Origin of the sequence: Cytobacillus sp. FSL K6-0265, assembly GCF_038003465.1 — a bacterium.
In the GTDB taxonomy this organism is placed as follows: Bacteria; Bacillota; Bacilli; order Bacillales; family Cytobacillaceae; genus Cytobacillus; species Cytobacillus stercorigallinarum.
The window spans coordinates 1,997,655-2,022,320 of the sequence record NZ_JBBOPE010000001.1 but is presented as its reverse complement, the minus strand read 5'-3'; the positions used below and the strand labels follow the sequence as shown (position 1 = coordinate 2,022,320).

The window sequence follows — 24,666 nt, the reverse complement described above, 5'->3', positions numbered from 1 at the left end:
CACACCTCCCCTTATTCATTTGTTATAACAAATGTGACATCACCTTTTAAAACGGCCTTTCCTGCTTGATTAACTGCTTTCACCTCAAATGCGATTTCTTGCTCCTCTTCAGCAGTAACTGTAGCAACAAGTGTAATCACATCATCAATAAAGACCATACCTGAAAAACGAATACGATAATCCTTTATAAAACCTTCTTCAAAATAGGGTGTAAATAATTTAGCAAGATTCCCCATTGTCCACATACCATGAGCGATAATTCCTGGAAGTCCCGTTTTCTTTGCTTCTTCATCAACTGTATGAATGGGGTTAAAGTCACCTGATGCACCTGAATACTTTATTAAGTCCATTCTAGATACAGGCGCTAAGGTTTCGGACAATGTTTTTCCCTTTTCTAAAGTCAAGATATTACTCATACACTCATCGCCTTTCTCACAGCTTCTGTAATAATGGTAATGGCTTCTTCTTTAAAAATGAGCTTCCCATCCTTATCTTCTCCATACTTTACTACAGAAAGAAAGCCCATTAAACCATTGCTCCCTTTCTTCTCATAATAATCCTTCACTTCTGTCCAAACATATACATCTTCTCCAACTAGAAGAGGCCTTTCATAATGAAACCTTTGCTCACCATGAATCAACCCTTTCTTCGGCAGCTGTAACGCTTCAATTGTGCCAGATTCAAACACCCGTGGGAAAGTAGGAGGCGCAATATTTGTGCCATACTTACTTTTCTTTCCATATTCTTCATCAATAAAAATAGGATGGGGATCGCCAATCGATTGCGCGAACCGTTTGACTAACCCACGTTCAACCGTATTCTTCACCTTACCTGATACTTTGCCGATCACATTAGTGTACATCCTGTGCATCCACTCCAATTTTAATTTTTTGGACCGCCCGCGACATAAATAACTTGACCATTCACAAATGATGATTTCTCATCTGCAAAAAATGCAACTGCATTGGCGATATCGGCAGGCTTTCCGCTTCTCGCAACCGGTATAGCCGCTATCGCTCCATTAACAAAATCTGTAAAAGGAATCCCTACTCTTTCTGCTGTAGCCTTTGTCATCTCTGTTTCAATGAAACCAGGTGCGACACTATTTGCTGTGATGCCATAGCGTCCAAGTTCAATGGCTAATGTTTTTGTTAATCCTTGTAAACCAGCTTTTGCTGTTGCATAGTTAGCCTGCCCTCTATTCCCAAGAGCAGAAGTAGAAGAAATACTAATAATTCTGCCATAGTTTTGTTTGACCATATATTTTTGTGCGGCACGCGATGCATTAAACGATCCCTTCAGATGTACATCCATTACGAATTGCCAATCATCGTCCGTCATTTTAAACAGTAAATTATCGCGAATAATACCAGCGTTATTAACTAAAATATCAAGTGTACCAAACTGTTGCACAACTTCCTCCATCGCTGTTTCTACTTCGCCTGCTTCGACAACATTTGCTTTTTTCACGAAGATATGATAGCCCTTTTCCTTGAATTCTGCGGCTGTTTCCGCTAATGCATCCTCATTGATATCAATAATTGCAATATTGGCGCCCTCTTGTGCGAAGAGCTCAGCGACACCTTTACCAATTCCTCGGCTTCCGCCAGTAATAAATGCAGTTTTCCCTGTGAATCTTGTCATTTTCATATGCCCCCTGTATCATTTTCTTATATTTGTTGGCCGATTTTCACGTGCCCCTTCAGTAAGTTTCTTGAGATAATCATACGTTGGATTTCATCTGTGCCATCATATATTCTCCAAAGTCTTGCCTCTCGGTACCATCTCTCAATCGGAAGCTCTCTTGTATACCCCATGCCACCATGAATTTGTAATACGCGGTCAACGACGCGGTTCCCCATATTAGACCCATAAAGTTTGGCCATCGATGCATAGTGACGATTATCTTCCCCTTGATCCAAAGTAAATGCCGCATTCAACGCTAGCCATTTAGCTGCTTCTATTTCAACGGCTGAATCTGCAATTTGCCATTGAATTGCCTGTCTCTCTGCAATTGGTTTTCCAAAAGTTTCTCGTTCTTTTGCATAATCTATTGCCATTTGCAATAGTCTCTCTGCTGCTCCGACCGCTCTTGCTCCTACTATCCAGCGAGCAAATCCAATCCATTCAAGACCGAGTTTATAACCGCCATGCAGCTCACCTAGGATATTCTTCTCTGGTACTCGGACATTATCAAATACAAGTCCTGCTGGTCCCCATTCACCCATCGTATGGATATATTCTGATTTCCACCCCATTTCGCGGTCAGCGATAAAACAAGTGACACCGTCTCTACCCTTCGTTTTTTTATGTAGCTCCTTATCCGTTATCGCGATGACCATAACGAAATCTGCTTCATTACCACCAGTAATGAATGTTTTCTCACCATTTAGGATCCACTCATCTCCATCTTTCACTGCTGTCATGCGTATATTTTGCGTATCAGATCCTGCTCCAGGTTCAGTCATAGCAAAACAAGATTTTTTTTCGCCATTTATTGTAGGAATTAAGTAATTTTGTTTTTGCTCTTCATTAGCATAATAAAGGATATTGTCAGCAGATCCACCAAAACTAAATGGCACAAACGTTTTAGCTACTTCAATACAAACAATGGCTTGCATCATTTGTCCTAAGTCAGCTCCACCGTATTCCTCAGGTGTGTTAATTCCCCAAAAGCCCGCTTCCTTTGCTTTTAACTGTAATTTCTTCTGGACTTCTTTAGAAAGGCTAGGCTTTCCTTCTCGTTCATTCTTTAATACTTCATTTTCTAGCGGAATCAATTCTTTCTCCACAAACTTTCTAATGGTTTGTTGGACCATTTTTTGTTCTTCTGTTAATCGTAAATCCATTTCTTTCACCTCTATCTATTTATTTATACTAACTAGTTAGTATGTTAGAACTTTTTTACATACTAACCGGTTAGTTTTTTCACTTTCTACAAACTACATGATCGATTTAGTTCAACTCCCCCATGAAGCGAAGCATAGGGTAGCCAGCTTTAAATGATAGGATGAATCTATTCTTTTTACAGCTTGCTTAGAACAATGGTGTTGTATTTCTTTGAACAAAATAGTTAGGAAACGCTTTCATTTTTTATAAAAACGTTTTGCAGAGGTAACGGAACTAAAAACATAGAAGTGTCTACAGCCAAACCAAGCAGTCGTTTTGCAAAGTTCTTAGTAGTTGAATGGAAATGTATCATGGAGTAATAAAAAAACATAAAATATTATCTGACTAGTCAGTATATTTTTAATATTCATTATAATAGCAGAGATTTTTTCTCTTGCCAAGACTAAACTGATGATTTTTTGAATTTTTCTTGATAGCCATTAATGATAGAAGTTACAATATGAATTGTATCCCATTCACCGTTTGATATCGAAATCATCTGATAGTGTTTTGGAAAAAATAATTGCTTAATCTCTAAAACACTTTTACCTTCAAGATACAATTGAATGATTTTACCACTGAGATCCTCTAAATAATTCAATTTCGTTCGCAATTGATCTTTACCATTAGGAAAATACCCCGAATGAGAACAAAACATTGCCTCAAAGTCATAAGTTAACAATTTTTTTATTGATTGGATAATTTCCGGAATGGATTCTGTATCCATCGCAATCTTTGTATGAGGCTGAACATATAAATCACCAGTAAACATTATACCTTTATTGTGGCAAAAAAGGGCCACATGGTCATCCGCATGACCGGGTGTCTCTATTACCTCCCAATCAAGCTGTCTTGACGAAAATTTTTGCGATAATGGATATGCAGTAAACGCTTTCCTTGCTCCCCATGTTCTTTGCCTATACAAGGGATAGGGCGCATCTTCAGAACAAATCTCTACCCCTAACCGATGACAGAAAATAGGAATTTGTTGATTGGCAAACCACGAGGCATTGCCAGAATGATCTTCATGACTATGTGTTAAAACGACCTGATCAACAAAATAGGATTGATAAAATTGAGTGAAGTCAGATGACATTGAATAAGGCCCAGTATCAATCACCAAACCATCGACAATAAAAGAAAATATTTTTCTTGAAATTCTACTATTTTTCAGTAAATTCCCTTCGGCGCAAATCACACCTTCATGTTTATAAGGTTTCAGCATATCGGTGGTCCTTTCTCCTATCTTTTTCGTCCCAAAATTTCAAAATACTATATAAAGACCTAATCGTTGGCACTTCTATTTCTGTTTCATGAGCAAGTTTAAGAACATACCCACACATCGATTCGTATTCCATTGCTTTACCATTTAAGCGGTCTTGTAGCATGGATGTCTGATGTTCCTTAGCATAGGCCGCTTTTTTAAAAATAGAAGGAATCATTTTTTCTTTATCAAAGGAATACCCTTGTCTTGCTGCCACAGAAACGGCCTCTGATGCCACGTTTTTCGCCAAAGCACTTAGTTCCACACTATCTAATATTTCGCCAATTGTTGCTTTTGTTATAGCAGACAATGGATTAAAGGTAATATTCCAGAGAAGCTTTTTCCACTTATGCATAAGGATTTCTTCTGTGAATTTTGCCCTTATTCCTGCCTCTTGAAATAATTCAACGATGTTTCTCGCTTGATTGCTATTCTCTTTTTGTAATGCACCCATTAATAATTGATGGGAGCCCGATTCTTTCACACAGCCTGGTTCAGTTATACTTGCTTGCACATAAGTCGCACAAGAAAAAATTTTATTACTCGTTAGACTACGTGCCAATATTTCTTCATTATCTACCCCATTTTGCATCGTTACGATCATCGTCTCATCTTTTATCACACCCTTCAGGCTGTCCGCTAACTTTTTCGTATCAGTAGACTTTACACAAAATAGAAGGATGTCTACTGAAGCTAATGCATGGATGTCATTGGTGAAAATTGTATGTTCATTATTTAAGTTAAGGATAGGATATTGCTCACTGACTACTTTTATGCCCCTCTCTTGCAATCTAGTTAAATGCTTACCTCTAGCTAGAAAGGTCACTTCATGATGAGCATTCGCAAGTAATGCCCCAAACAAACTCCCAACTGCCCCTGCACCAGCCACACCTATTTTCATATTTCTACCTCCCCATCATGAGTTAAATGCAAATCAACCTTCTTAGATCCTTCCCATATCACCGTTTCCTTAGTAAGGATAGCAACCACTTTAGAAAAAATCGGTCCATCATAAACAAAGCTATGATATTCTCCTGCTTCTCCCATCGGACAGACTTCTTCTAACTTAATCTGTTGATAAAATGATTCATCAATCTCTCTGCCTAGCCAACTATCAGATAAACAATCAGGGCGGACTCTTATCACTTTAGCTCTATATCCACGCTGAATAAACGAATGTAGAAGTGCATCCACTTCCTCTTTCTTCCTCCATAATGGATAGATAGCCTGTAATCCTACTGATGAAGCAAGCTTCTCTCCCCAGTCTTTATGCGGTCTAAAATAAATGTCTCCAAAGGCGATAGCCTCTAAATCATATTTTAACTTCAATTGCTTTAACTCTTCTACAAATCTATCTGTATAATTATCTATGTCTGTCTCAATAAAATGGATGGGTATACCTAATGATTCACTTTGTTTTACTAACAGATTTGTTTTTTCTCCATGTCCGTGTGTTCTTTTTTCAGATCGTTGTTTTGTTGTAATCAATACTTCAACACTTATTCCATTTGCTAGTAAGTAGTCTAACGCCAAACAAGCGTCCTTCCCCCCACTCCAAGATAAAGCCGTTTTTCCCATGTAATCCTCCTTTCAATAAACTGAATATTCTTATAATGTATCATACTCCTTTCACTCTTTAGCAGCAAATAAACTGTTTGCAGGGCAATCTTATACAAGAATAGCAAGTGCCTGTTATTCATCAACGGATACCCCTTCACTTTTCTCTGTAAACTAACGTTGAAAAGAATGGCGAAAAATAACTACAACATAAAAGCAAGTGAATACAAAAAGGAGTAGACTCAATGAAATAATGATATTTTTTAATGGGATGAGATTAGTCATCAGCATGATGACACTTAAATAACTTACTTGTAGCATACTTTGCAGTAATTGAAAAATACTTGTCACTCTGCCCATCATTTCTACCGGTATATTATTTTGATAAAAAGTTAACGCTCCAGCATTTAAGAAACTATTAAAAAAACCTAGTAGAATAAAGCTGCTCATTACAGCCGTAAATGACGAGGATAAGGAGTAGAAAACATATCCAATTGCCATCATGAACATTCCACAGGCAATCATTGATCGGATAGATAATCTATTTGCAATAATGGTTAATACAAAAGCGCCAGCAACCGATCCTATCCCCGTAATACTCAGAAGAAAGCTATAATCAGTTTCAGAAAGACCAACTACAGTTTGAATAAAAGCGACCTCTTGTGCATCCATAACATAGGCAATGATCATTAGAAATAAATAACCTAAGTAGACAAAGCTGACATATTTCTCTTTTTTTAAGAAGGTAAAAACGCTGATGAAATCTTCCTTTACTCTGTTAACTGTTAATCGAGGAATCTCCGTCTTCTTCTTATCAACATCTGGTAGAAAGCAAATAAAGACGGCAGCGATGACAAAAAACAAACTAGTTAACAAAAGAGTCACCTCTACTGATGTCAAAAAGATCAATACACCGGCTATAGCTGGCCCAATAATAAAAGCACTGGATGATGTGACCGAACGGAATGTATTGAACCTTTTTCTTTTCTCATAAGGGACTATCATCGTTGTATAGGTTATTGAGGCAGGGACAAAAAATGACTGGCCCACACTTACAACAATTAAAATCAGATACAAGGAGGTTATATTTGTTGCGAAGAACATGGTCACAATTAATAAAGCGCGTAAAACATAAGTAATCATCACGATTTTCTTTTTACTACGATAGTCTATAAAACTACCTGTCCACAACTTTGTAATGATGTTGATGATTGGTGAAATCACCCATAGACCAGCGACAGCCGCTGCTGAACCGTCTGTTACTTTGTACACTAGTACATTAATTGCAGCCAAATATACAAAACTACCAATATGCGCACTAGAAAGTGAGAATAATAAAATGATTGGTTTTTTCCATTCTTTCACTTTATGTAATGATATCAATTGTCGCGCAAATCTCCTTTTCACTAAATTTCTAAGACTGATCTATTTACAAATAATAGCACAAATATCCTCAACAAAATAATCAAGTTTAAAATCATCTAAATTTTCTTTCATTTTATTACATAATACTGTAAGGACACATTTTATGAAAGCGGGAAAGACATGGTTCTGCAAAAGCTTAGGAGACTATATCTCTCGGTTGATTATAGGTTCTTTCAATAACTACTTGTTTTTCTGGTTCTGTCACTTCTTCCCATCTCCATCTATCATCGTTTTATAACATTAGGTGATCATTCGCTCGAAAAATATTCCAAAATGGTTTAGTCCTTACGAAATATTGCATGTCCTCTACGCTTTCATTTAAGATAGTAGAGAATGTACATATTTTGCACAAAGAAAGGGTTTTCCAATTGAGTTCAACATTCTCTATTTTCTTACCAGCTCTCATCTTTTTTATTCTCTTTATTGTGATGGTCTTTGTTCTTAACAAATACTCGAGTAGTAAAATTGCAACCATTGCCTTTACAATTGTCGGGTTATTAATCTTCATTTACATTCTGTTTTTTATATTCACTTTTGTCCTTTAAAAATAGATCCTCTTAGCGAAGAAAAGCAGGTGCAAATCACAAACGGTTTGCACCCTTTTTTTAATGTAGCTTTGAAATAAAGTTTTAGCAAAAATACCTCGCTAACCCTTATTTTACGATAAATAAGGAGAATCCATTTGAACAAAAGATTGATCAAAAAGGATTCTTCTTTAGCAGACTTAAGTTTGGTTTTTATAAAAAAGTTTGATCATTTTCTACCTGTGATGCTCAACAAATGCGCCCGATAACAGAAGGACTTCAATAAGCTATTTTTATCTTTCTCGAGATTTTGATATATAATAATTTAATGGTCCTGCAAAAATTAATCCCGCGACAACAGTCCCCAAGAAGACTGCCGAATATGAGAATAATTCAATGTCACGATCAAAAAAGTAATCCGTAATAATGCGGAGTATAGTAATAATAACTGGAAATCCAAGTGACCAAAATAACATTTTTTTTAAACCTTTAGACAGTACTTTTTCTCCCTTCCCCAAGAAAACTTTTTCAACTAAATGGCCGGATTCTGACACAACTTATGCCATTAAGCGCCCGATTCCAGAATACTATAGATTCTAACCTTCGGCATCTGCCTTTGTTCTATGAACAGTGCCAAATGGATGCTCAGGCGGTGCATAGATTGTGTAGAGTTTTAACGGGATATTGCCTGTATTCGTTAAATTATGCCACATGCCAGCAGGGACCATAATAGCAGAATCATCATGCACATTCCTTACAAAGTTTAACTGATCTCTACTCTCGCCCATTTGTACAAATCCCTGACCTTCCTCAATACGTAAAAATTGATCTACGTCAGGATGAACCTCTAGACCAATATCTTCTCCGACGTTGATACTCATCAAGGTCACTTGTAGATTATCTCCAGTCCATATAGCAGTTCGGAATGTGTTGTTTTGCCTAGCAGCTTGATTAATATTTACGACAAAAGGGTCTTTTCCATGGTCATTTAATATGGAACGAGTATATCCCTGAGTGTTTGGATATGGCCAATATTGATTTGCATAGCCCACACCATAAGACATATTTCCATAGCCAGGACCAAACATATTATCATGATTACACATTGGCCCATTACTATAATAAGGGGTCGAATAATAAGGATACATATAAAAAGGGGTATTCATTAAAACATTCCTCCAAAGACATATGATTATAAACCATCATATGTCCCGCATGTTTAGAAGGTCATTGTTAATTCTTATTCCGTTATCTGACCCGATTGTTGAATATCGTCATGTTATTTTCACCAAAATCCCTCTTCAGGCAATGCATATTCAAAGGGGTAAATCTTTGCATCTTTTTTTACAAACGTCGCGATTTTATTTTAAATCCCCATTTAATTTAGGAGATTTTAAACTAGCACAAATATCAATAACAAACATAATTATTTAACTTTTCATTGATCGTGTCATAAACACACTATTAGGATCTTCCTTATAGTGGTCAAATGGTTGGCAATACTGAAATCCTCTACTTTCGTACAATTTTCTAGCCGGTTCAAAAGAGTCCATCGAACCTGTTTCTAGACTTAAACGCAAGTACCCCCGAACATTTGCTTCATGAATTAAATGATCTAATAGTTTTCCTGCTACTCCTTTACGTAAGGCATATTTAGCTGTTCTCATCGATTTGATCTCACCATGGCGGTTGTCTATCTCTTTTAAAGCTGCACAACCAACGAGCATACCAGATTCCCAGCAGCTCCAAACGGTCACAGAAGGATGTTTTAAACCATCTAAATTCAATGCATGTGTACTCTCTGGCGGTGATTGACTACTCATATCGGTTAAATGTTCCATTATCAATTGTTGAATAGCTGTACCTGATAAATCATCGATCATCAATTCCATCATCTGTTGTCCCCTTGAATTCTTTTTCTATTATCATAATGTTTTCTGCTATTATTTTTCAATAACTACTTTGCGAAAGATCATTTGATAGCTAAAAGCAAGTACGAGGATACTAGCAAGCATAAAGTAGACACGCTCATACTGAATATATAGTGGCAATTCCTTCTGAAGATTCATTAATAACCCACATAATGTCACTCCAATTCCTCCACCAATAAATTGTAGTAGTTGTAACAACCCCATTCCTGCACTATTCATTTCAACTGATAATAGATAAGCTGTTTCATTAGCAACGCTGCTATTCAACATTGAAAAACCGATACTTGCAAAAATGTAAGCACCCATAATAGAGTACGGATTGTAAGCTGCTAAAAAAGCAAACAGTAATGAGGCGAGCAGTAACGTTAATTGGCCGAGAGAAATAAAACGCTTGCTTCCATATAAATCAATCAACTTACCAATATAGGGGCCAGCAAACATAGCGATAATGGCACCTGGAAATATCAATAGTCCCATAACGATTGGATCTTTATGATGTAAATCCCCTAAAATGAGTGGCATCATAAATAAATTAGAAAAATGAAAAATAAAGCCTGATAAGCCAATGATTAATAATCGAATATAGTCCTTATTTAATAATAATTGCGGGAAAATAAATGGCTGTTTCTGTTTCCACAAATAGAACAATGTAATGATTGCTAAACCTACAAATACGGCGCCGAACAAAAATGATGTTTGAGAGATAGTTAAAAGGGCGGCAATGGTTGTACAACTAGTAAGCAAGCAGCCATTTATATCAAAGCTACCTTCCCTACTTTCATTTTTCGGAGACAATTGCATCAGAATAGGCAAAAAACCAAGAACCATTAGCGGTATAAGAAACAAGTAATTCCAGCCAAAGAATTGTGTTGCTATCCCGCCTACTACTGGACCTAAACCAAAGCCTAATGCTGCACCGGAACCAATCATGGCAATTGATTTTGCTCGTTCTGATATCGGCACAAATTTACTAGCAATGATCATAGATAATCCTGGAACTGCTCCAGCACCAACCGCTTGGAAGATTCGTGCAAATAAAAGGATAATAACATTTTCAGCAAAAAATCCAACCAACGATGAACATATAAATATAGTAAGTCCAATAAGGAGCAGTTTTTTTATAGAAATATAATCAGATAATCTACTAAATGTGAGAGTGAAAATGGCAAAAGCTACTGAGTATCCAGAAACCATCCACGAACCGATAATAGGCGTAATATTTAAATCTGTTATGATATTTGGTAAGGCAATATTAAACATTGTTGTGTTCATAACGACAAACCAACTACAAAAACAGAGTGCTAAAATTAACTTTTTATATTGTGGGTTTTCTTGCTTTTGAGCGCTCGTTCGAGCATAAGATACAACGGCCATGCCTTTTCACCCCCTTTTTATTATTTTCTGATTATTAATAATTATACAATAATTAAACTTTGATTCCTATTATTCCGCTTTTCGAAAGGAAACAAGAGACAATTTTTTTGGCTTGAGGTTCTTGTTAGGAGTTTTTGAACTTAAGTTAACTAAGCTAACCTTGTTTTCATTTTTATTTTTTCGTTCTGAGTGACGCACTTATCTTTTCTGTTCTGCTCTCATCTCTATTTTTTGCTTTCGTATCAGTACTTCCTTTTTGTAAATAAAGTGACAATAAACAAACACACCTATTCGCCCGAAGGTACTATGAATAGTTCATAACCGCTCGGCAAAAAAGTATTTGAAACGAAGTGATGTGATTCAATTGGTTACATAAAAAGGACTCTCTTATCAATGAAGAGAGTCCAAAATTACTTATGTTGTAAAAATAAACTTAGTTGTACTTCCCCCTTTGGATGACTCTACCTCTAGGCGTGCATCCATTCTTTCCTTCAACTCGGGAACATGGGAAATGATACCAACTAGTCTTCCGCTACTCTGGATTTCGATGAGTGATTCAATCGCTTGTTCTAATGATTCAGGATCAAGTGTACCAAAACCTTCATCAATAAACATCGTTTCCATCGACACGCCACCTGCATGTGATTGAACTACATCAGCAAGACCTAATGCTAGAGCAAGAGAAGCCTTAAAGCTCTCCCCACCTGATAATGTTTTAACATGTCTTTCCTGTCCCGTGTACTGGTCAAATACAAGTAGTTCTAACCCACTTTGTACATTCCCTTTGGAACGATCCGTTTTTCTCGTTAATTCATATCTTCCGTTCGTCATTTTATATAAACGTAAATTGGCTTGAATAAGAATATCATCTAAGAAAGCCGCTAAAACAAAACGCTCAAACGTCAATCTATACGTATTTTGTCCTTTCGAAATATCAGATAAATGACCAATGAGGCGATAACGTTCTTCTAGACCAGCAATTTCTTCATGTATACTTTCTAAACGTGTATACGCCTTTTCATTATCTCTTTTTTTATACATAAGTTGATTGTATTGCTCATTTTCAAATTGAATCTTATCAACGAGTTCATTTAATTTCAATTCAATTTGCTCAAGGTCTGGTTTCATTACATCTCTTAATTGATTCGTCAACTCATTTAAGCGGTCATTAACCGAACGAAATTCTTCACGATACGAGCGGATCTCTTGAGCGATTTGTTCACGCAGCTCTTCTGAAATCTGTGCATTGGCATATTCACTATAGCTTTGAAAGCCTTGTTCATGCATTCGATTAACAAAGTCCGTTCTTTCCTGATCTAATTGTCCTTGTAAGTGGTCATATTGTTGAGTGAATGTTTCATACCGCGATTTCAAAATGGTTAATTGTTTAGTAACTTTTTCTTTCTGTTCTTCTGCAAACTTTAATTGCTCTTTTAATGTCTGCAATTGTTCCTGTTTATTTTGTAAAGCCATTTTGTATTGTGGTAAAGAACGCAAGTCTTCAGGAATAATCTTAATCAACCTTTGCAGTGAAGTATGATGTTTTATATATTCATTGTTTAAATCGAGGATAGATTGGTTAAGCGTAGCTGTTTTTTCTGCATACTGTATTTCCTCTTCTTCTAACACTATGATTTTTTCTTGACATTCCTTCAACCTGGATTTTTCTTTTTCTAGTTGATTTTTCCGTTGCATTTTTTTTCTTTCGTTTTCTTCCACTTCTGCTAAAACTTCTTTGGCATTTTCTAATGTGAGAAGGGGTAGATGCTCTGATTGTATTTCTCGCAATAATTTCGCAATTGATTTTTCGATAAATTCAAGTTTAGATTGTACTTGGTAGTATGCTTGCTCAGCCGCTATTTTTTCCTTTTCAATGTCTAATACTTGATGTTTAGCTGCATTTAAATCCTCTTCAGTTGGAATGGTTTCATGACCATTGGCAATTGACGGATGATGAGTAGAACCACAAACAAGACATGGTTCTCCTTGTTGAAGCTGCCTTGCTAGAATACTTGCTTGCCCTTCTATCAACTTTTTCTCGAGTTCGTCCTGAAGTGATTTACTATCATTCAGGCGAGCAATCGCATTTTGTAGATATTTGTCCTTTTCTTTATAAGTTTCCTTTTCAATCACTAATTCACTCTCTAATTGTATAAGTGATTGTATTTGTTTGCTTTCGTATTTTAGTTGATGAAGATGTTGTTCTATTGATAGCATATGCTCTTGATTTTTCTCAAGCTCTAGCTTCTCTGCTTTTACTTTCTTTAATTCCTGCTGTAAATGATCAAGTTTTTGTTGGTTTTTCTCTATCTCGTTCTTTTTGCTTGTCATTGCATGATCTAAAAAAGAGACCTTTTGCTCTGTGTCAGCAAAAATTTGTATATCATCATGTAAATTTTTTAATGACAACCACTCCGATTCTACTGTTTCTCTTTCTTTCTCACGGAGCAATTCCTTTTCTAATGCTTTATTTGCATACAGTAGCCGTTCCTGCTGAATTTTTTCTTCACTTTGGACTGATTGCATTTGCTCGGAAATATGATTAATTTCTTTTTTTAGACGATGGCAATGTTGTTCCTGTTCGAATAAGACAGCTGCCTTGTACGCCGATGATAAATCTTTCTCTTTCTTCGACATTATTTTCTCATTATCTTTTAGCTGTTCATACCTTTCCGTTAATCTTTCCTTTAATGTGAACTGTTCAATCAACCGATTTCCTTCTATTTTCTTTTGCTGATATTCTAAACTAGTATTTTCAAGCTCTTTTATCTTTTTTGACCAGTCAATTATTTTCTCTTCCATTAGTGCCAATTCTTCTAATAAAAGTTTCACAAACTGATGATGATTGATAGACTGGAACTGATCCTCATCTAGTATTCTCTGTAACTCTTGATTCATAACTGCATGAATTTGCTGAGCGGTTCTCTGCTTTTGCTCGATTTTCACTTCCACATTTTTTCGCAGTTCAGCTGCTTCATCTTTTAATCTTTCTTCTATTCTTTTATATATCTCTGTATGAAATAGTTTTTGCAGAATGACTTCCTTTTCTTTACTATCTGATGTGAGTAACTTTCGGAACTCTCCTTGTGGAATCATCAATATTTGCCGGAATTGATTGCTATCAATAAGCATGATTTCTTTAATTTTCTCATCTACATCGCGCACATTCGCAGCTAATTGCTGTTGTGTACCATCTTTAGCAATCGAATATAATTCTGCCTTTGCTCCAACGGTTGTGAAGCCATCCCCTCTCTTTTTTTTCTTCAACTGCTGAGGGGAGCGAACAATATAGAATTGTTTCTCTTTGATTGTGAATGTGAGCGATACTTCCGTTATCAATTCTTCTTCTGCAAACTGACTACGTAAGTCTGCACCCATGCGATCTTCCCCACTTGCTTTACCATAAATGGCAAAGGTTATACCGTCAAAAATAGTTGTTTTTCCCGCTCCTGTTTTTCCGGATATAACAAACATTGAACGACCGCCTAATTGAGTAAAGTCAATCTTTTCTTTCCCCGCATATGGTCCAAACGCTTGCATTATTAGTAACTGTGGCTTCATTGGCCAACTCCCTCCCTTCTCATTTTTTCTATTACATCAACGATAATATTTTGCTTCTCCTTAGTGAATTCAGCGGTTGTTACTTCTTGATAAAAATGCGTAAATAGCTCAAGTTCACTTTTTCTCTCATCGGTTAAAATATTTAAGTGAGTCTTCTTTTTCATATCCTGCAACGTACGTTTTCGCTCTAAATGAAGAATATTTGGGTATATTTGCCGTAATTTGTTAATAGGATCAATCAATGCTCCATCATCTAATAGAGTAACTTTTAAATAATCATCCTTTTTCTGTTCACTATAATAACCCTCATCTAATAACTCTTCTAAATAGCCCTCAATTTCTCTCATATCTCGGAGCGGCTTTAAACTTTTCCGCTCTAATTGAAAGGTACCATTTTCATTCATCTCAACAATTGAAACCGATTTTTGTTGTTTGGCCTCTGAGAAAGAATATTTCATCAGAGACCCGGCATATTTAATTTTGTCATGTGATATCGCATCTGGACTATGTAAATGTCCAAGAGCTGTGTAATTAAATAAATCGAAGTTACTGGCACTTACACAACCTGAACCACCAACTGATAATATTCGCTCTGAATCTGTCGTTTCTCCTCCTAGTACGAATGCATGGCCAACGAGGACATTTGGCTCATTATGATTCATATTCTTGTCTATTTTTTCAATAATCGCTTTCATTGCTTCTTCATGAGAGCTAATTCGATCATCATTGAAAGCATATTTTACTAAACCTGGTTCGGCAAAAGGGACAAGATGAAAATTCACTCCCTTAATATTCACACTTTCAACCGTGTCAGTCAGCTTTCCAGCTAAGTAAAAATTACTTTGTTGGTACCACGAACTGCCAAATGACAATCGTTCTGCACTATCATGATTTCCGCCAATTGCCACAATGGGGACACCTAATTTTACATTGATTGTGAATAATACTTCATTTAATAATTCAACCGCAGCAACTGGCGGGACAGATCGGTCATAAAGGTCACCTGCAATCACTAAACAATCTGGTTGTTCTTCTTCGACAAGCTTAACTAATTGCTTGAGCATATACCGTTGATCTTCTGTCATATAAACCCCATGAACAAGCTTGCCTAAATGCCAATCAGCTGTATGGATAAATTTCATTTATTTTCCCTCTCTTCTATGTATCTATGTTTAGCTACTGAAACCTTCATTAAATACTGGATTTTAGATTGCTTTTCTCCACATTGTGATTGTACCTTCAATATTTATAAATCTTAGTGTCGAACTTCTATAGGTAACCGAATGCTTCGGTACATTGGTAATAGTCATCAATACAGCATGCTACGCGAGGCATGATTGATGATATATGTTAGTCCATCACGAATCGGTAATTTGTAACTTTTGGTACTTCCAATTTATTTAATAGAATAAAAGATTCGCTCTCAAATTGGAACAATGGATGATTACACGCAACGACAACATATTGTGCCTGTCTCCATAAACGTAATAATGCCCATGCTTCTGCTGATTTTATTTGTAATGGGTAAAACCAATATCCATTTGATTTTGCTCGAGTTTTTTAACAATATAACTTTTATTAAATGATCAAATTGTAGATGAATATCCTAATGAAGATATTTGTTGGCTAAGTAATAAATAGTTTCTTTGCCGCAACCAAAACAATTCAGCTCTAGCTACGGTAATAAATGTCTTGAGTTTCCTTCATGCCGTAGCACGAAACCACTTTTCTCTCCATTTTATCACAATAATCTTGTATTATTACAAGCTATACCTTAATACCTTTTTCCTATTACATGATTACTTTTTTCTATTTCAGTTCTCGGAAAAATTCATCTAGCATGAAAACAAATAAAGGAATACAAAGACTAGAGCGCGAGCATTAATACAATTAGATGTCATTATTTCATTAGTAAAGTATGTAAACAGAAAAATGAACTGATCCAAACTGGATAAAAAATTGGCCCCTTAAACTGTTAATGGCTAGAACGTGGGATGGTACAGAGCTGGTCTTTTATGATCTGTATTATCCAGTTGTATAACTTGTAGAAATGGACCTTCTTCTGGCTGGAATGATGGATGAGTTGTCTTCATTCATGGATGTTAACATTCTTTCTGAAGGCTGTTTTCGTAAACTTTGTTGTTTTTGGTTATGGTTATTTTTGTAAACTAAGAACAATTGTTCTATAATAAAAATAAATATGGAGGTGTGATTTATGAGACCTAACCTTACGAAAGATATTAGTGTTGAAAGTTTTAAAGATTTCTATTGGTTAAAGGAAGAATTACAATCTTTTTGTCGAGAAAACGGAATAAGTGCTTCTGGTTCAAAAATAGAAATTTCCGGTAGGATTGAAATATTTCTTCGGACAGGAGAGATAAAAAAACCTCTCAGAAAATCAAAAGTGAATAAGAAGATGGAACCTCAAGTAGATTTAAGTTTTGATACAGTTATTACGGAAAACCATCGTTGTAGTCAAAATGTTAGAGCGTTTTTTAAGACAATTATCCCGAAATTTCATTTTTCCACCTATATCCAAAATTATTTTAAAAACAATGTTGGAAAAACGTATCGTGATGTTGTAAACGCTTGGTATGAGGAGGAAGAACGAAAAAAAGACCCTTCGTATACGAAAAACATTGCACCTCAATTTGAATACAACCTTTTCATTCGTGACTTTTTTGCTGACCCAGAAAACCAAGGGAAAAGTCGTGAAGAAGCAATTGAAGCCTGGTATGAAACGAAGAAACTTCCTGGAAGCAATAAATATATATCTAATAATTAGTTAAGCACTTCTCAACATTTTTACTGTGATGTGATTTAACTTTCGACAAACAGAAACAAGTATTTGTTTTCCTTTTTCAAGCCAACTGAACCAATAAAGTTAAGTTGGCTAATATTTAGTAGCCAAACCCTGGAACCGCACCATCCAACCTTTTAGATGGCTATCTTGTTAAATGTGATAGATACCCTTCTTTAAATGTGTACTGATAAAGAAAATAATGAGTCCTGTGGATCAAGAACAACCTAAAAAGATACATATATAAAATTAAGTATGGTGGAAAAACTTTGCAAAGAAGTAACACAAGAGATTATTGATTAATGAGGGAATGTGGAGAGAGTTTCAAGCATCACCCGTACCTACTTTTGATATGGCACATCTTAATGAATGTAGCTCGGCGTCCCATTAAGTGAAAAAGAGCAACTATTTTCTTCATATATAAAAACAGCCTAACATATGTTAGGCTGTTGATTATCGAATTATAATTTATTAACGTTAGCCGCTTGAGGTCCACGAGCACCTTCAACAACTTCGAAAGAAACTTCTTGACCTTCATCTAGTGATTTGAATCCTTCAGATTGGATTGCAGAAAAATGTACGAATACATCATTTCCGTCTTCGCCTTCAATAAATCCAAAACCTTTTTCTGCGTTAAACCATTTTACTTTACCGTTTTTCATAACAAAAAATCCTCCTTATGGTTGAAGAAACAACCATATAAAAATTCACCTTTAATCATCGTACTTACAAAGACCTATCCAATCCTAGGAAAAGCTTTCTTCATATATCACTAATGAGTAACGGTTAAATTAAATTTAGCATCTATCCCCATCACTGTCAACAAATTACGCTCTTATTCTTTTAGCTTTTCGGGCAAGCTTTGAATCGATTGAACAACTACATCTAACTTCGCCTCAATGCGATAAAGTAAAAACAATGTCACAATGATAGGAAAGCCGACTTCACTGATCATTTTAACAAGCTCACTCACATTTTCCCCTCCCAAATATAACGTAATAATAAATAGAAGATCAATTAAAAAGTGAACCTCTTCCCTTGCAAGAGGTAGAGGTTCACCTAAAAATGCAGCTTGGTAACAATCAACCGATATTACTCTAACTCATAATCGGTAACGGTTCTTTCTACAAGTCTTGCACCTTTAACATTTGTAAGCTTTCCTTTTGTAGATTGAACCGCCTCTGAAGCAATCATTTCTTCCATTACCGAAATGACCTCAGCGATGTCTATTGGTTCTTTAGGGTCATCAACCGAAATGGTCGAAACACTTCCATCTGACGTTCCAAAGGTTAACTCTAACTTTTTAGTCATTTTTTATTCTCCCCTTTAAAATATTATGATTGTAAAATATCATGGTTGTCATTTCGTTGGATGGAAACAAGTGGTGATTGTGCCAACGATCCATACGCCTCGGCAAATCGATACAATTGATCAGCGGTAGCTTCTGCCATCACATGACTAAAAGTTTTTACCTTATACTCCACTTCCCCCTTTTCATTCACACCTGTCTCAAAACTTAATCGAAGCTTTGAATCAACTAAAATAGTTTGTGCCATATTCTCTCCCCCCTTTCATTCCTTATATACAAGTGGAAAGGTAAAAGAGACAGGCTATCATGAGAAATAATCAAATTAGGCTACTCAAAAGATGCTTTCATTGATGAAAATTTTGAGATTATTCATCACTATCTCACACAACAGAAAACCTAAAATAAGCATTTATTTATTACTATTTCTAGTATTCTACGAAAAATAATACTTTTCTCCTTCTAAACATAGTGCAAGCGAACAAGCAATCTTATGCGGTTTTCATAAAATATTTAATAGCCGGAATAAGGAGGTGTTGACATGAATCTTGTGCAATTTTTGAACCAAAATTATTTTGTATTAATACCGGCGCTTTGGCTCATTGGACATGCACTCAAACAGACCCCTATTATCCCTGATTGGACAATCATTTGGATCTTGTTTATATGTTCTATCGGTATTGGGAGCATCGGATATGGTTTTTCTTTGGATGCGATTGTTAACGGTATTATTGCAGCAGGTATCGCTGTTTTTGGTCATCAGGTTTTGAAACAAACAAAGGAAGGGATAGTGATAAATAAAAAACCAGATAACAAGGGCTGATATTTGAGGAGGTATGGTGTTCGTGAGAGTAAAGGCTGCCGGCATGTTCGGTAGCCTTTATTTTGTTTTTAATTGGGCATAAAAAAAGACCACAAGTTTCAAGTGCTTGTGGCCAAAGTAGATCAAAAGATCTAATAGGGAGGAGATCTTACACAATTATAGTATGTCCACATCTTGACTTTGTTTGGACAAACATCCCCGGCGAATTCATTATTTTATATAAAAATTGGTTCACTATATGCCTTTCTTGTGACACCAGTAGAAATGGCCGCTTCACTAACTGCTTTTGCCACATTGTTCGCTACATTGATATCAAATGGATCTGGGATAATATAGTCCTTAGTAAGTTCTTCTTCGTTAATGATGCCCGCTATTGCATAAGCAGCCGCAATTTTCATTTCCTCATTAATTACTTTTGCTCCTACATCTAATGCCCCTCTAAAAATTCCTGGAAAAGCTAATACATTATTCACTTGATTAGGAAAATCAGATCGGCCAGTACCAATGATGGCTGCTCCTGCATCTTTGGCTTCATTTGGCATGATTTCTGGACTTGGATTAGCCATCGCAAAAATGATCGCATCACGATTCATTGTTTGTACCATTTCTTTAGATAATACACCTGCTGCAGAGACTCCAATAAACACGTCCGCCCCATTAATGGCCTCTTTTAACGTACCTGATAGAGACTTACTGTTTGTTATTTTGGCCATCTCTTCTTTAATCGCGTTCATACCCTCTTCTCTTCCGCTATAAATCATTCCTTTCGTATCACAAAGAATCATTTCTCTAACGCCCAATTTTCTTAATAATTTAATAATTGAGATCCCTGCTGCACCTGCACCATTTACGACTACTTTTATTTTATCAAGTTTTTTCCCTACAACCTTCAAGCTGTTGATTAAACCAGCTACTGTTACAATTGCCGTACCGTGTTGATCGTCATGGAAGATAGGAATTCCACACTCTTCAATTAATCTTTGTTCAATTTCAAAACATCTAGGTGCAGATATATCTTCAAGGTTCACACCTCCAAATGATGGCTCTAATAATTTCACCGTACGGATAATCTCCTCTACATCATTGGTTTGAAGACAGATCGGCACTGCATCGACATTGGCAAATTCTTTAAAAAGAATCGCTTTTCCCTCCATAACAGGTAAAGATGCCTGTGCACCAATATTTCCAAGTCCTAATACGGCACTACCGTCTGAAACGACTGCGACCATATTGCCCTTACTCGTATATTCGTAAGCTTTCTCTTCATTTTCAGCGATCTTTAAGCAAGGTTCAGCTACACCTGGAGAATACGCCAAACTTAAATCTTCTTTCGTTTTTACCGAAACCTTTGTGCTAATACTTAATTTTCCCTTATGCAAACGATGAAGTGCTAATGCTTTCTCCTTTAATTCCATATAATAACCCTCGCTTATTTATTTTAATATTCAGATAATAAAAATCAACTACTTTGTATGATCTTAAAAAAATTGAGAGAAGCAACCTTGTATACATCTTCATTTACAAAGCGCTTCCCAATATTGTTTAATATTTTTCTAATAACTCAATGATGACTTTAAAAGTTGAAGTTGTGTCCATATAAGCATATCTGCCTTTTCCGTTATAAAAATTTCCTCTTTGAATAACAGGATAACCCATTTCTTCTAGAAGAGTAATCTTTTCATCCATATCTTTTACAACAAAGGATATATGGTGGACACCTTCACCATATGATTCTAAATGAGTCTTCCATGTGCTTGGTGCTTTTCCAGGTTCGATTAATTCAATTTCTAATAATGGTGTACGAATGAACATATAGCGACTATCTGCTTCCGTAGCTTCACCGTTATATACAACTTTTGTTATGTCACTTTTCCCTGATTGAATTACTGCTGGTTTTTCTATGCCTAACAATTGACAATACTTATCTGCTGCTCTGTCTAAATCTTTTACCACAATAGCCAGTTGTTCCACAACATTTGTACCTAATAGTGGCTTATCTTCTCCCGCTTTGTATGTAGTAACCCTAGGTTCTGCGCTTTCTAACAATTCAATCAAAGTTTTCGTTTCATTCGCGGTATCAACATAAACGTACCTACCATCACTTGATGTAAACTCACCTGATTGAAGAAGTGGATAACCGTTTTTTTCGAGGTTCGGCAAATGATTTTGAATCTTATCAACATCAACGGCAATATGATGGATTCCTTCTCCTATCTCGTTAAGAAATTCACGCATTGTTCCCGGTTCCATATTAGGTTCGATGAGTTCAAATTGAACAGTCGGTGTATTTAGAAATGCTAGTTTACTCTGAGAAGCGGTCGGCTTTCCTTTATATATTACTTTAGATACTTCCTCATCACCTGTTAAAAACCAGCCAGGATTAGGAATACCTAACAATTTCGAAAAATCAGCTGAGGCTTTTTCAATATCATTGACAACAAAAGCTAATTGATTAACTTCTTTACTACCAAGAAGTGGCTGCATTTTTGTATTTGATTCCATTATCATTCATCCCTTTCTTAACTAAGACCTCTGATGGCAAGACCGCCATCACTTGAAATGACTTCGCCAGTAATGGCGCGTGATTTACTTGAAGCTAATAATAAATATGGACCGACATGATCATCAGCATTCATTGCAATTCTTAATGGGTTTCTCGTTTTTATGCTTTTTGCTTTCGTATCATTGTCGATTTCTTTCACAAACGGTTTTAAAGGTGTGATGACATTAAGTGATGTTAATGTCCCACCTGGGCTAACTGCATTCACTCTGACATCTGGCGCAAGCTCAAATGCCAATTGTCTCATTAAACCTATTTGCGCATGTTTACTAGCGGTGTACCATACCCCACCACCATCAGGGTAAAATCCAGCACCAGAAACGGTAAAAATGATATTACCTTTTGTCTTTTTCAATTCATGAAGTGAAGCTTTCGCACCGTTAAAATACCCTTTTACATTAATGTTCATTAATAATTCATAAGCATCATTCATGGCTTCAGCCGTCACATTTTCGAATTTTGCAAACCCATCGAACACCCCTGCATTAGCAATAAAGACATCTAGTCTCCCAAATGTTTCAACCGCTTGATATACAGCTTTTTCGTGGTCTTCAAAATGAGTCACATCTCCTTCTATACAAATCACCTGCTCACCATATTGTTCCTTGATTGCAGCTAATCCGTCTTTTGAGCGATCAAGAATCGTCACGTATGCTCCTTCTTTCAGAAATGAGTCCACCACAGCTCTCCCAATACCTGATGCCCCACCAGTTATATAAAGTGAGCGACCATCAAATTCCGCCATTCTAGTTGTTCTCCTCTCTTCCTTGTGAATAAATTAAATAAAGATTGCTAGATTTCGAGTATTGATTGTCGTTTGATCCACGATAAACACCCGTTTCGATAATTTCCATTTGCCATCCTCGAACTTGAATTCATCGCGACGTTCTCCTGAAATAATATCGTGATGGATATCTGTACTCCTACTTCTGTAAAGAAGTAAATAACTATTTACTGACGCCCATTCTTCCGCGTTATAACCTTCCAGTTTTACATTACTGACGAAACGTCGAGTTCGAGAAGGTGGAATTTCCGCCCAAGCATAATCTGTTTTTAACCGATCCACTCTGAGTTTTAATAAGTCAATGTCATCATCAAAACAAAACATATCTGTTGTATAATCAGGACGCTCTGTTCCTTCCTTATTTATACGGACTGGCATTTGATATTTCAAATCTTGATGCATCAAACTGAACCAACCATCAAAATCGATATCATCCAATAATTGTGCTTCTTTATATAGCCATTGTTCAAATTCATAGTTTGCAAGCATTTTTTCCATACTCATCTCATCTATCTCCCTTCTTCACGAAAATTTATTTATTCATTAGCTCCAGCCAATATTTATAGAAATTTCTTTGGTTCGCTTCAGAAAATTTATCATCATAAGCCACACCAGGACCGATAAAGTCTACAGGTTTTCTATGCATGCCCATTGTGTAGTTATAAGTTAAATTTTTTATTACTGGCATAGGCCCTTTTGCTGCGGCAGTAATATCCGTAAATACTTCCGTATCGTCTTGTTCAAAAATGCCTGATGGACTGAAAGTAAGGACAAAGGATTCACGTGACCGCCTCTTCCAATCTTCCGGCGCATTTTTTTCAACTAAAAACCAAGCAATCACTTCCATTTTGTCGTGATCGATTGGTCTCCATAACCTAACAGTGGTATTGGAAATCAATTGCCCTTTTACTTTCGTATGTGAAATTAAGAAAGATAGATGAGGGAAGATGTTCCCGATCATATTCTTCAAGTTACTTAATACTTCAAACTGTTCTGTCGATAAATTAGATTTATACTCTTCTATTAATTCTTCTGGGAAAGCAAAATCAGGGTTTGGTGTCCCAAGGTTTAGACCATGACCATTTTCACTATGAATTTGATAACCCATTTTGGAATACGTTGCAGAAGGTACCATTCCTAATTTAGCAATTGAGCCATGTGTCACCATTGTATGATAGGAGTCACCAACAAAATTATCAGCACCAATTTTCCAGTTTGAATGAATAACGAAACGTTGTGGAGCGCCTAGCACTTCCATCTCAGCTCGACCTACTAAGATATCAAGATACCATTTAAAGTCTCCTAAAAAATCATCTAATGATTCTGCCTCTTCATTCCAAGTACCAAATAACAACCCTTTATAGGATTCAATTCGCACTTCTGTTAAACCCATTGTAGATTTATCTAGCTCTTCACCATAGATATTTTTTTGTAGTGGGACGCCAATCAAATCACCATTGTTTTTAAAGTTAAATCCATGATATGGACAAACAAAAGCAGATTTGTTCCCTTTGTCTGCACGACACAACTTCATACCGCGATGTGTACACATATTGTAAAATGCCTTGATGCTCCTATCTGCATTTCTAGATACAATAATTGAATACCCGGCTAAGTCTCTTAACATATAATCATTTTTATTTGGTATTTCTGATTCATGACCAATAAATATCCATGTTTTCATAAAGACTTTTTTATGTTCTAGATCATATACTTTCGGATCGGCCAAAATGTATGCAGGTATTTCGCCTACTTCCGGTTTGACCGTATCATTCAAATGTTCCAATAATTCCGATTTCGTCATATCTTCTAAGTCTTTTACCGTTTTAATCATAGTAATCCCCCTTCTTACCAATTGATTCATCGAT

At 36.1% G+C, this 24,666-nt stretch carries 24 protein-coding genes; 2 read left to right on the top strand and 22 right to left on the bottom strand.

Annotated features, from left to right (window positions below; genetic code table 11):
- Positions 1–11: 11 nt before the first annotated feature.
- The 13 genes from MHH73_RS10360 to MHH73_RS10300 form a co-directional block, all read right to left on the bottom strand.
- Positions 12–416, bottom strand: a complete 405-nt coding sequence (locus MHH73_RS10360) for a MaoC/PaaZ C-terminal domain-containing protein (RefSeq protein WP_191811936.1) — start codon at positions 414–416, stop codon at positions 12–14.
- Positions 413–862: a MaoC family dehydratase N-terminal domain-containing protein gene (locus MHH73_RS10355; protein ID WP_191811938.1), complete on the bottom strand. Its 450-nt coding sequence runs from the start codon at positions 860–862 to the stop codon at positions 413–415. Before MHH73_RS10355 ends, MHH73_RS10360 begins: the two co-directional genes overlap by 4 nt.
- A gap of 20 nt (positions 863–882) precedes the next feature.
- Positions 883–1,644 (bottom strand): SDR family NAD(P)-dependent oxidoreductase, encoded by a 762-nt coding sequence (locus MHH73_RS10350; RefSeq protein WP_191811940.1) that lies wholly within the window; start codon positions 1,642–1,644, stop codon positions 883–885.
- Between the two features lie 26 nt (positions 1,645–1,670).
- Positions 1,671–2,849 carry an acyl-CoA dehydrogenase family protein gene (locus MHH73_RS10345; RefSeq protein WP_191811942.1) on the bottom strand — a complete coding sequence of 393 codons (1,179 nt, stop codon included), beginning with the start codon at positions 2,847–2,849 and terminating at the stop codon, positions 1,671–1,673.
- Positions 2,850–3,292: 443 nt separating this feature from the next.
- Positions 3,293–4,114, bottom strand: a complete 822-nt coding sequence (locus MHH73_RS10340) for an MBL fold metallo-hydrolase (protein WP_341066578.1) — start codon at positions 4,112–4,114, stop codon at positions 3,293–3,295.
- On the bottom strand, positions 4,098–5,054 hold the full coding sequence (locus MHH73_RS10335) for a ketopantoate reductase family protein (RefSeq protein WP_341066575.1): 957 nt from the start codon (positions 5,052–5,054) through the stop codon (positions 4,098–4,100). The genes MHH73_RS10340 and MHH73_RS10335 overlap by 17 nt, the downstream gene beginning before the upstream one ends.
- Positions 5,051–5,731 (bottom strand): Dph6-related ATP pyrophosphatase, encoded by a 681-nt coding sequence (locus MHH73_RS10330; RefSeq protein ID WP_341066572.1) that lies wholly within the window; start codon positions 5,729–5,731, stop codon positions 5,051–5,053. The genes MHH73_RS10335 and MHH73_RS10330 overlap by 4 nt, the downstream gene beginning before the upstream one ends.
- A 153-nt stretch (positions 5,732–5,884) precedes the next feature.
- Complete coding sequence (locus tag MHH73_RS10325; protein ID WP_341066569.1) at positions 5,885–7,093, bottom strand: MFS transporter; 1,209 nt, start codon at positions 7,091–7,093, stop codon at positions 5,885–5,887.
- 1,162 nt (positions 7,094–8,255) lie between these two features.
- On the bottom strand, positions 8,256–8,825 hold the full coding sequence (locus tag MHH73_RS10320; protein ID WP_341066566.1) for a cupin domain-containing protein: 570 nt from the start codon (positions 8,823–8,825) through the stop codon (positions 8,256–8,258).
- Between the two features lie 264 nt (positions 8,826–9,089).
- Entirely contained in the window at positions 9,090–9,551 is a 462-nt protein-coding gene (locus MHH73_RS10315) for a GNAT family N-acetyltransferase (protein WP_191812670.1), read from the bottom strand.
- A 51-nt stretch (positions 9,552–9,602) separates the two neighbouring features.
- The gene (locus tag MHH73_RS10310; protein WP_341066563.1) at positions 9,603–10,964 is read right to left on the bottom strand and encodes an MFS transporter; all 1,362 of its coding nucleotides are present in this window, start codon (positions 10,962–10,964) and stop codon (positions 9,603–9,605) included.
- 414 nt (positions 10,965–11,378) lie between these two features.
- Positions 11,379–14,525, bottom strand: a complete 3,147-nt coding sequence (locus MHH73_RS10305) for an AAA family ATPase (protein ID WP_341066560.1) — start codon at positions 14,523–14,525, stop codon at positions 11,379–11,381.
- Positions 14,522–15,667, bottom strand: a complete 1,146-nt coding sequence (locus tag MHH73_RS10300; protein WP_191811958.1) for an exonuclease SbcCD subunit D — start codon at positions 15,665–15,667, stop codon at positions 14,522–14,524. Before MHH73_RS10300 ends, MHH73_RS10305 begins: the two co-directional genes overlap by 4 nt.
- A 1,073-nt stretch (positions 15,668–16,740) precedes the next feature.
- Between MHH73_RS10300 and MHH73_RS10295 the strand changes: the two genes are divergently transcribed.
- On the top strand, positions 16,741–17,310 hold the full coding sequence (locus MHH73_RS10295) for a DUF6434 domain-containing protein (protein WP_341066557.1): 570 nt from the start codon (positions 16,741–16,743) through the stop codon (positions 17,308–17,310).
- Positions 17,311–17,786: 476 nt separating this feature from the next.
- Here MHH73_RS10295 and MHH73_RS10285 read toward each other — a convergent pair whose 3' ends face one another.
- From MHH73_RS10285 to MHH73_RS10270, 4 genes are all read right to left on the bottom strand, one after another.
- Positions 17,787–17,987: a cold-shock protein gene (locus tag MHH73_RS10285; RefSeq protein ID WP_191811959.1), complete on the bottom strand. Its 201-nt coding sequence runs from the start codon at positions 17,985–17,987 to the stop codon at positions 17,787–17,789.
- Positions 17,988–18,160: 173 nt separating this feature from the next.
- Positions 18,161–18,280, bottom strand: coding sequence for a YvrJ family protein (locus tag MHH73_RS10280; protein ID WP_225230489.1), 120 nt, complete (start codon positions 18,278–18,280; stop codon positions 18,161–18,163).
- Positions 18,281–18,417: 137 nt separating this feature from the next.
- Positions 18,418–18,636, bottom strand: a complete 219-nt coding sequence (locus tag MHH73_RS10275; protein ID WP_191811963.1) for a DUF2922 domain-containing protein — start codon at positions 18,634–18,636, stop codon at positions 18,418–18,420.
- A gap of 23 nt (positions 18,637–18,659) precedes the next feature.
- Complete coding sequence (locus MHH73_RS10270; protein WP_191811965.1) at positions 18,660–18,881, bottom strand: DUF1659 domain-containing protein; 222 nt, start codon at positions 18,879–18,881, stop codon at positions 18,660–18,662.
- Positions 18,882–19,172: 291 nt separating this feature from the next.
- Between MHH73_RS10270 and MHH73_RS10265 the strand changes: the two genes are divergently transcribed.
- Entirely contained in the window at positions 19,173–19,454 is a 282-nt protein-coding gene (locus tag MHH73_RS10265) for a phage holin family protein (RefSeq protein WP_191811967.1), read from the top strand.
- 215 nt (positions 19,455–19,669) lie between these two features.
- Here MHH73_RS10265 and MHH73_RS10260 read toward each other — a convergent pair whose 3' ends face one another.
- The 5 genes from MHH73_RS10260 to MHH73_RS10240 form a co-directional block, all read right to left on the bottom strand.
- A complete protein-coding gene (locus tag MHH73_RS10260; RefSeq protein ID WP_341066545.1) occupies positions 19,670–20,869 on the bottom strand; it encodes an NAD(P)-dependent malic enzyme in 1,200 nt (399 codons plus the stop codon).
- 127 nt (positions 20,870–20,996) lie between these two features.
- Positions 20,997–21,956 (bottom strand): VOC family protein, encoded by a 960-nt coding sequence (locus MHH73_RS10255; RefSeq protein ID WP_341066540.1) that lies wholly within the window; start codon positions 21,954–21,956, stop codon positions 20,997–20,999.
- A gap of 17 nt (positions 21,957–21,973) precedes the next feature.
- Positions 21,974–22,759 carry an SDR family NAD(P)-dependent oxidoreductase gene (locus MHH73_RS10250; protein WP_341066537.1) on the bottom strand — a complete coding sequence of 262 codons (786 nt, stop codon included), beginning with the start codon at positions 22,757–22,759 and terminating at the stop codon, positions 21,974–21,976.
- A gap of 33 nt (positions 22,760–22,792) precedes the next feature.
- A complete protein-coding gene (locus MHH73_RS10245; RefSeq protein ID WP_263600736.1) occupies positions 22,793–23,287 on the bottom strand; it encodes an aromatic-ring-hydroxylating dioxygenase subunit beta in 495 nt (164 codons plus the stop codon).
- Between the two features lie 43 nt (positions 23,288–23,330).
- Entirely contained in the window at positions 23,331–24,632 is a 1,302-nt protein-coding gene (locus MHH73_RS10240) for an aromatic ring-hydroxylating dioxygenase subunit alpha (protein WP_191811977.1), read from the bottom strand.
- Between the last annotated feature and the right edge of the window lie 34 nt (positions 24,633–24,666).

What these genes read in the sequence shown, in the direction of transcription:
- MHH73_RS10360 (WP_191811936.1), bottom strand. Translation starts at nt 416, where the DNA reads ATGAGTAATATCTTGACTTTAGAAAAGGGAAAAACATTGTCCGAAACC.
- MHH73_RS10355 (WP_191811938.1), bottom strand. Translation starts at nt 862, where the DNA reads ATGTACACTAATGTGATCGGCAAAGTATCAGGTAAGGTGAAGAATACG.
- MHH73_RS10350 (WP_191811940.1), bottom strand. Translation starts at nt 1,644, where the DNA reads ATGACAAGATTCACAGGGAAAACTGCATTTATTACTGGCGGAAGCCGA.
- MHH73_RS10345 (WP_191811942.1), bottom strand. Translation starts at nt 2,849, where the DNA reads ATGGATTTACGATTAACAGAAGAACAAAAAATGGTCCAACAAACCATT.
- MHH73_RS10340 (WP_341066578.1), bottom strand. Translation starts at nt 4,114, where the DNA reads ATGCTGAAACCTTATAAACATGAAGGTGTGATTTGCGCCGAAGGGAAT.
- MHH73_RS10335 (WP_341066575.1), bottom strand. Translation starts at nt 5,054, where the DNA reads ATGAAAATAGGTGTGGCTGGTGCAGGGGCAGTTGGGAGTTTGTTTGGG.
- MHH73_RS10330 (WP_341066572.1), bottom strand. Translation starts at nt 5,731, where the DNA reads ATGGGAAAAACGGCTTTATCTTGGAGTGGGGGGAAGGACGCTTGTTTG.
- MHH73_RS10320 (WP_341066566.1), bottom strand. Translation starts at nt 8,825, where the DNA reads ATGAATACCCCTTTTTATATGTATCCTTATTATTCGACCCCTTATTAT.
- MHH73_RS10315 (WP_191812670.1), bottom strand. Translation starts at nt 9,551, where the DNA reads ATGGAATTGATGATCGATGATTTATCAGGTACAGCTATTCAACAATTG.
- MHH73_RS10310 (WP_341066563.1), bottom strand. Translation starts at nt 10,964, where the DNA reads ATGGCCGTTGTATCTTATGCTCGAACGAGCGCTCAAAAGCAAGAAAAC.
- MHH73_RS10305 (WP_341066560.1), bottom strand. Translation starts at nt 14,525, where the DNA reads ATGAAGCCACAGTTACTAATAATGCAAGCGTTTGGACCATATGCGGGG.
- MHH73_RS10300 (WP_191811958.1), bottom strand. Translation starts at nt 15,667, where the DNA reads ATGAAATTTATCCATACAGCTGATTGGCATTTAGGCAAGCTTGTTCAT.
- MHH73_RS10295 (WP_341066557.1), top strand. Translation starts at nt 16,741, where the DNA reads ATGAGACCTAACCTTACGAAAGATATTAGTGTTGAAAGTTTTAAAGAT.
- MHH73_RS10285 (WP_191811959.1), bottom strand. Translation starts at nt 17,987, where the DNA reads ATGAAAAACGGTAAAGTAAAATGGTTTAACGCAGAAAAAGGTTTTGGA.
- MHH73_RS10280 (WP_225230489.1), bottom strand. Translation starts at nt 18,280, where the DNA reads ATGATCAGTGAAGTCGGCTTTCCTATCATTGTGACATTGTTTTTACTT.
- MHH73_RS10275 (WP_191811963.1), bottom strand. Translation starts at nt 18,636, where the DNA reads ATGACTAAAAAGTTAGAGTTAACCTTTGGAACGTCAGATGGAAGTGTT.
- MHH73_RS10270 (WP_191811965.1), bottom strand. Translation starts at nt 18,881, where the DNA reads ATGGCACAAACTATTTTAGTTGATTCAAAGCTTCGATTAAGTTTTGAG.
- MHH73_RS10265 (WP_191811967.1), top strand. Translation starts at nt 19,173, where the DNA reads ATGAATCTTGTGCAATTTTTGAACCAAAATTATTTTGTATTAATACCG.
- MHH73_RS10260 (WP_341066545.1), bottom strand. Translation starts at nt 20,869, where the DNA reads ATGGAATTAAAGGAGAAAGCATTAGCACTTCATCGTTTGCATAAGGGA.
- MHH73_RS10255 (WP_341066540.1), bottom strand. Translation starts at nt 21,956, where the DNA reads ATGGAATCAAATACAAAAATGCAGCCACTTCTTGGTAGTAAAGAAGTT.
- MHH73_RS10250 (WP_341066537.1), bottom strand. Translation starts at nt 22,759, where the DNA reads ATGGCGGAATTTGATGGTCGCTCACTTTATATAACTGGTGGGGCATCA.
- MHH73_RS10245 (WP_263600736.1), bottom strand. Translation starts at nt 23,287, where the DNA reads ATGCTTGCAAACTATGAATTTGAACAATGGCTATATAAAGAAGCACAA.
- MHH73_RS10240 (WP_191811977.1), bottom strand. Translation starts at nt 24,632, where the DNA reads ATGATTAAAACGGTAAAAGACTTAGAAGATATGACGAAATCGGAATTA.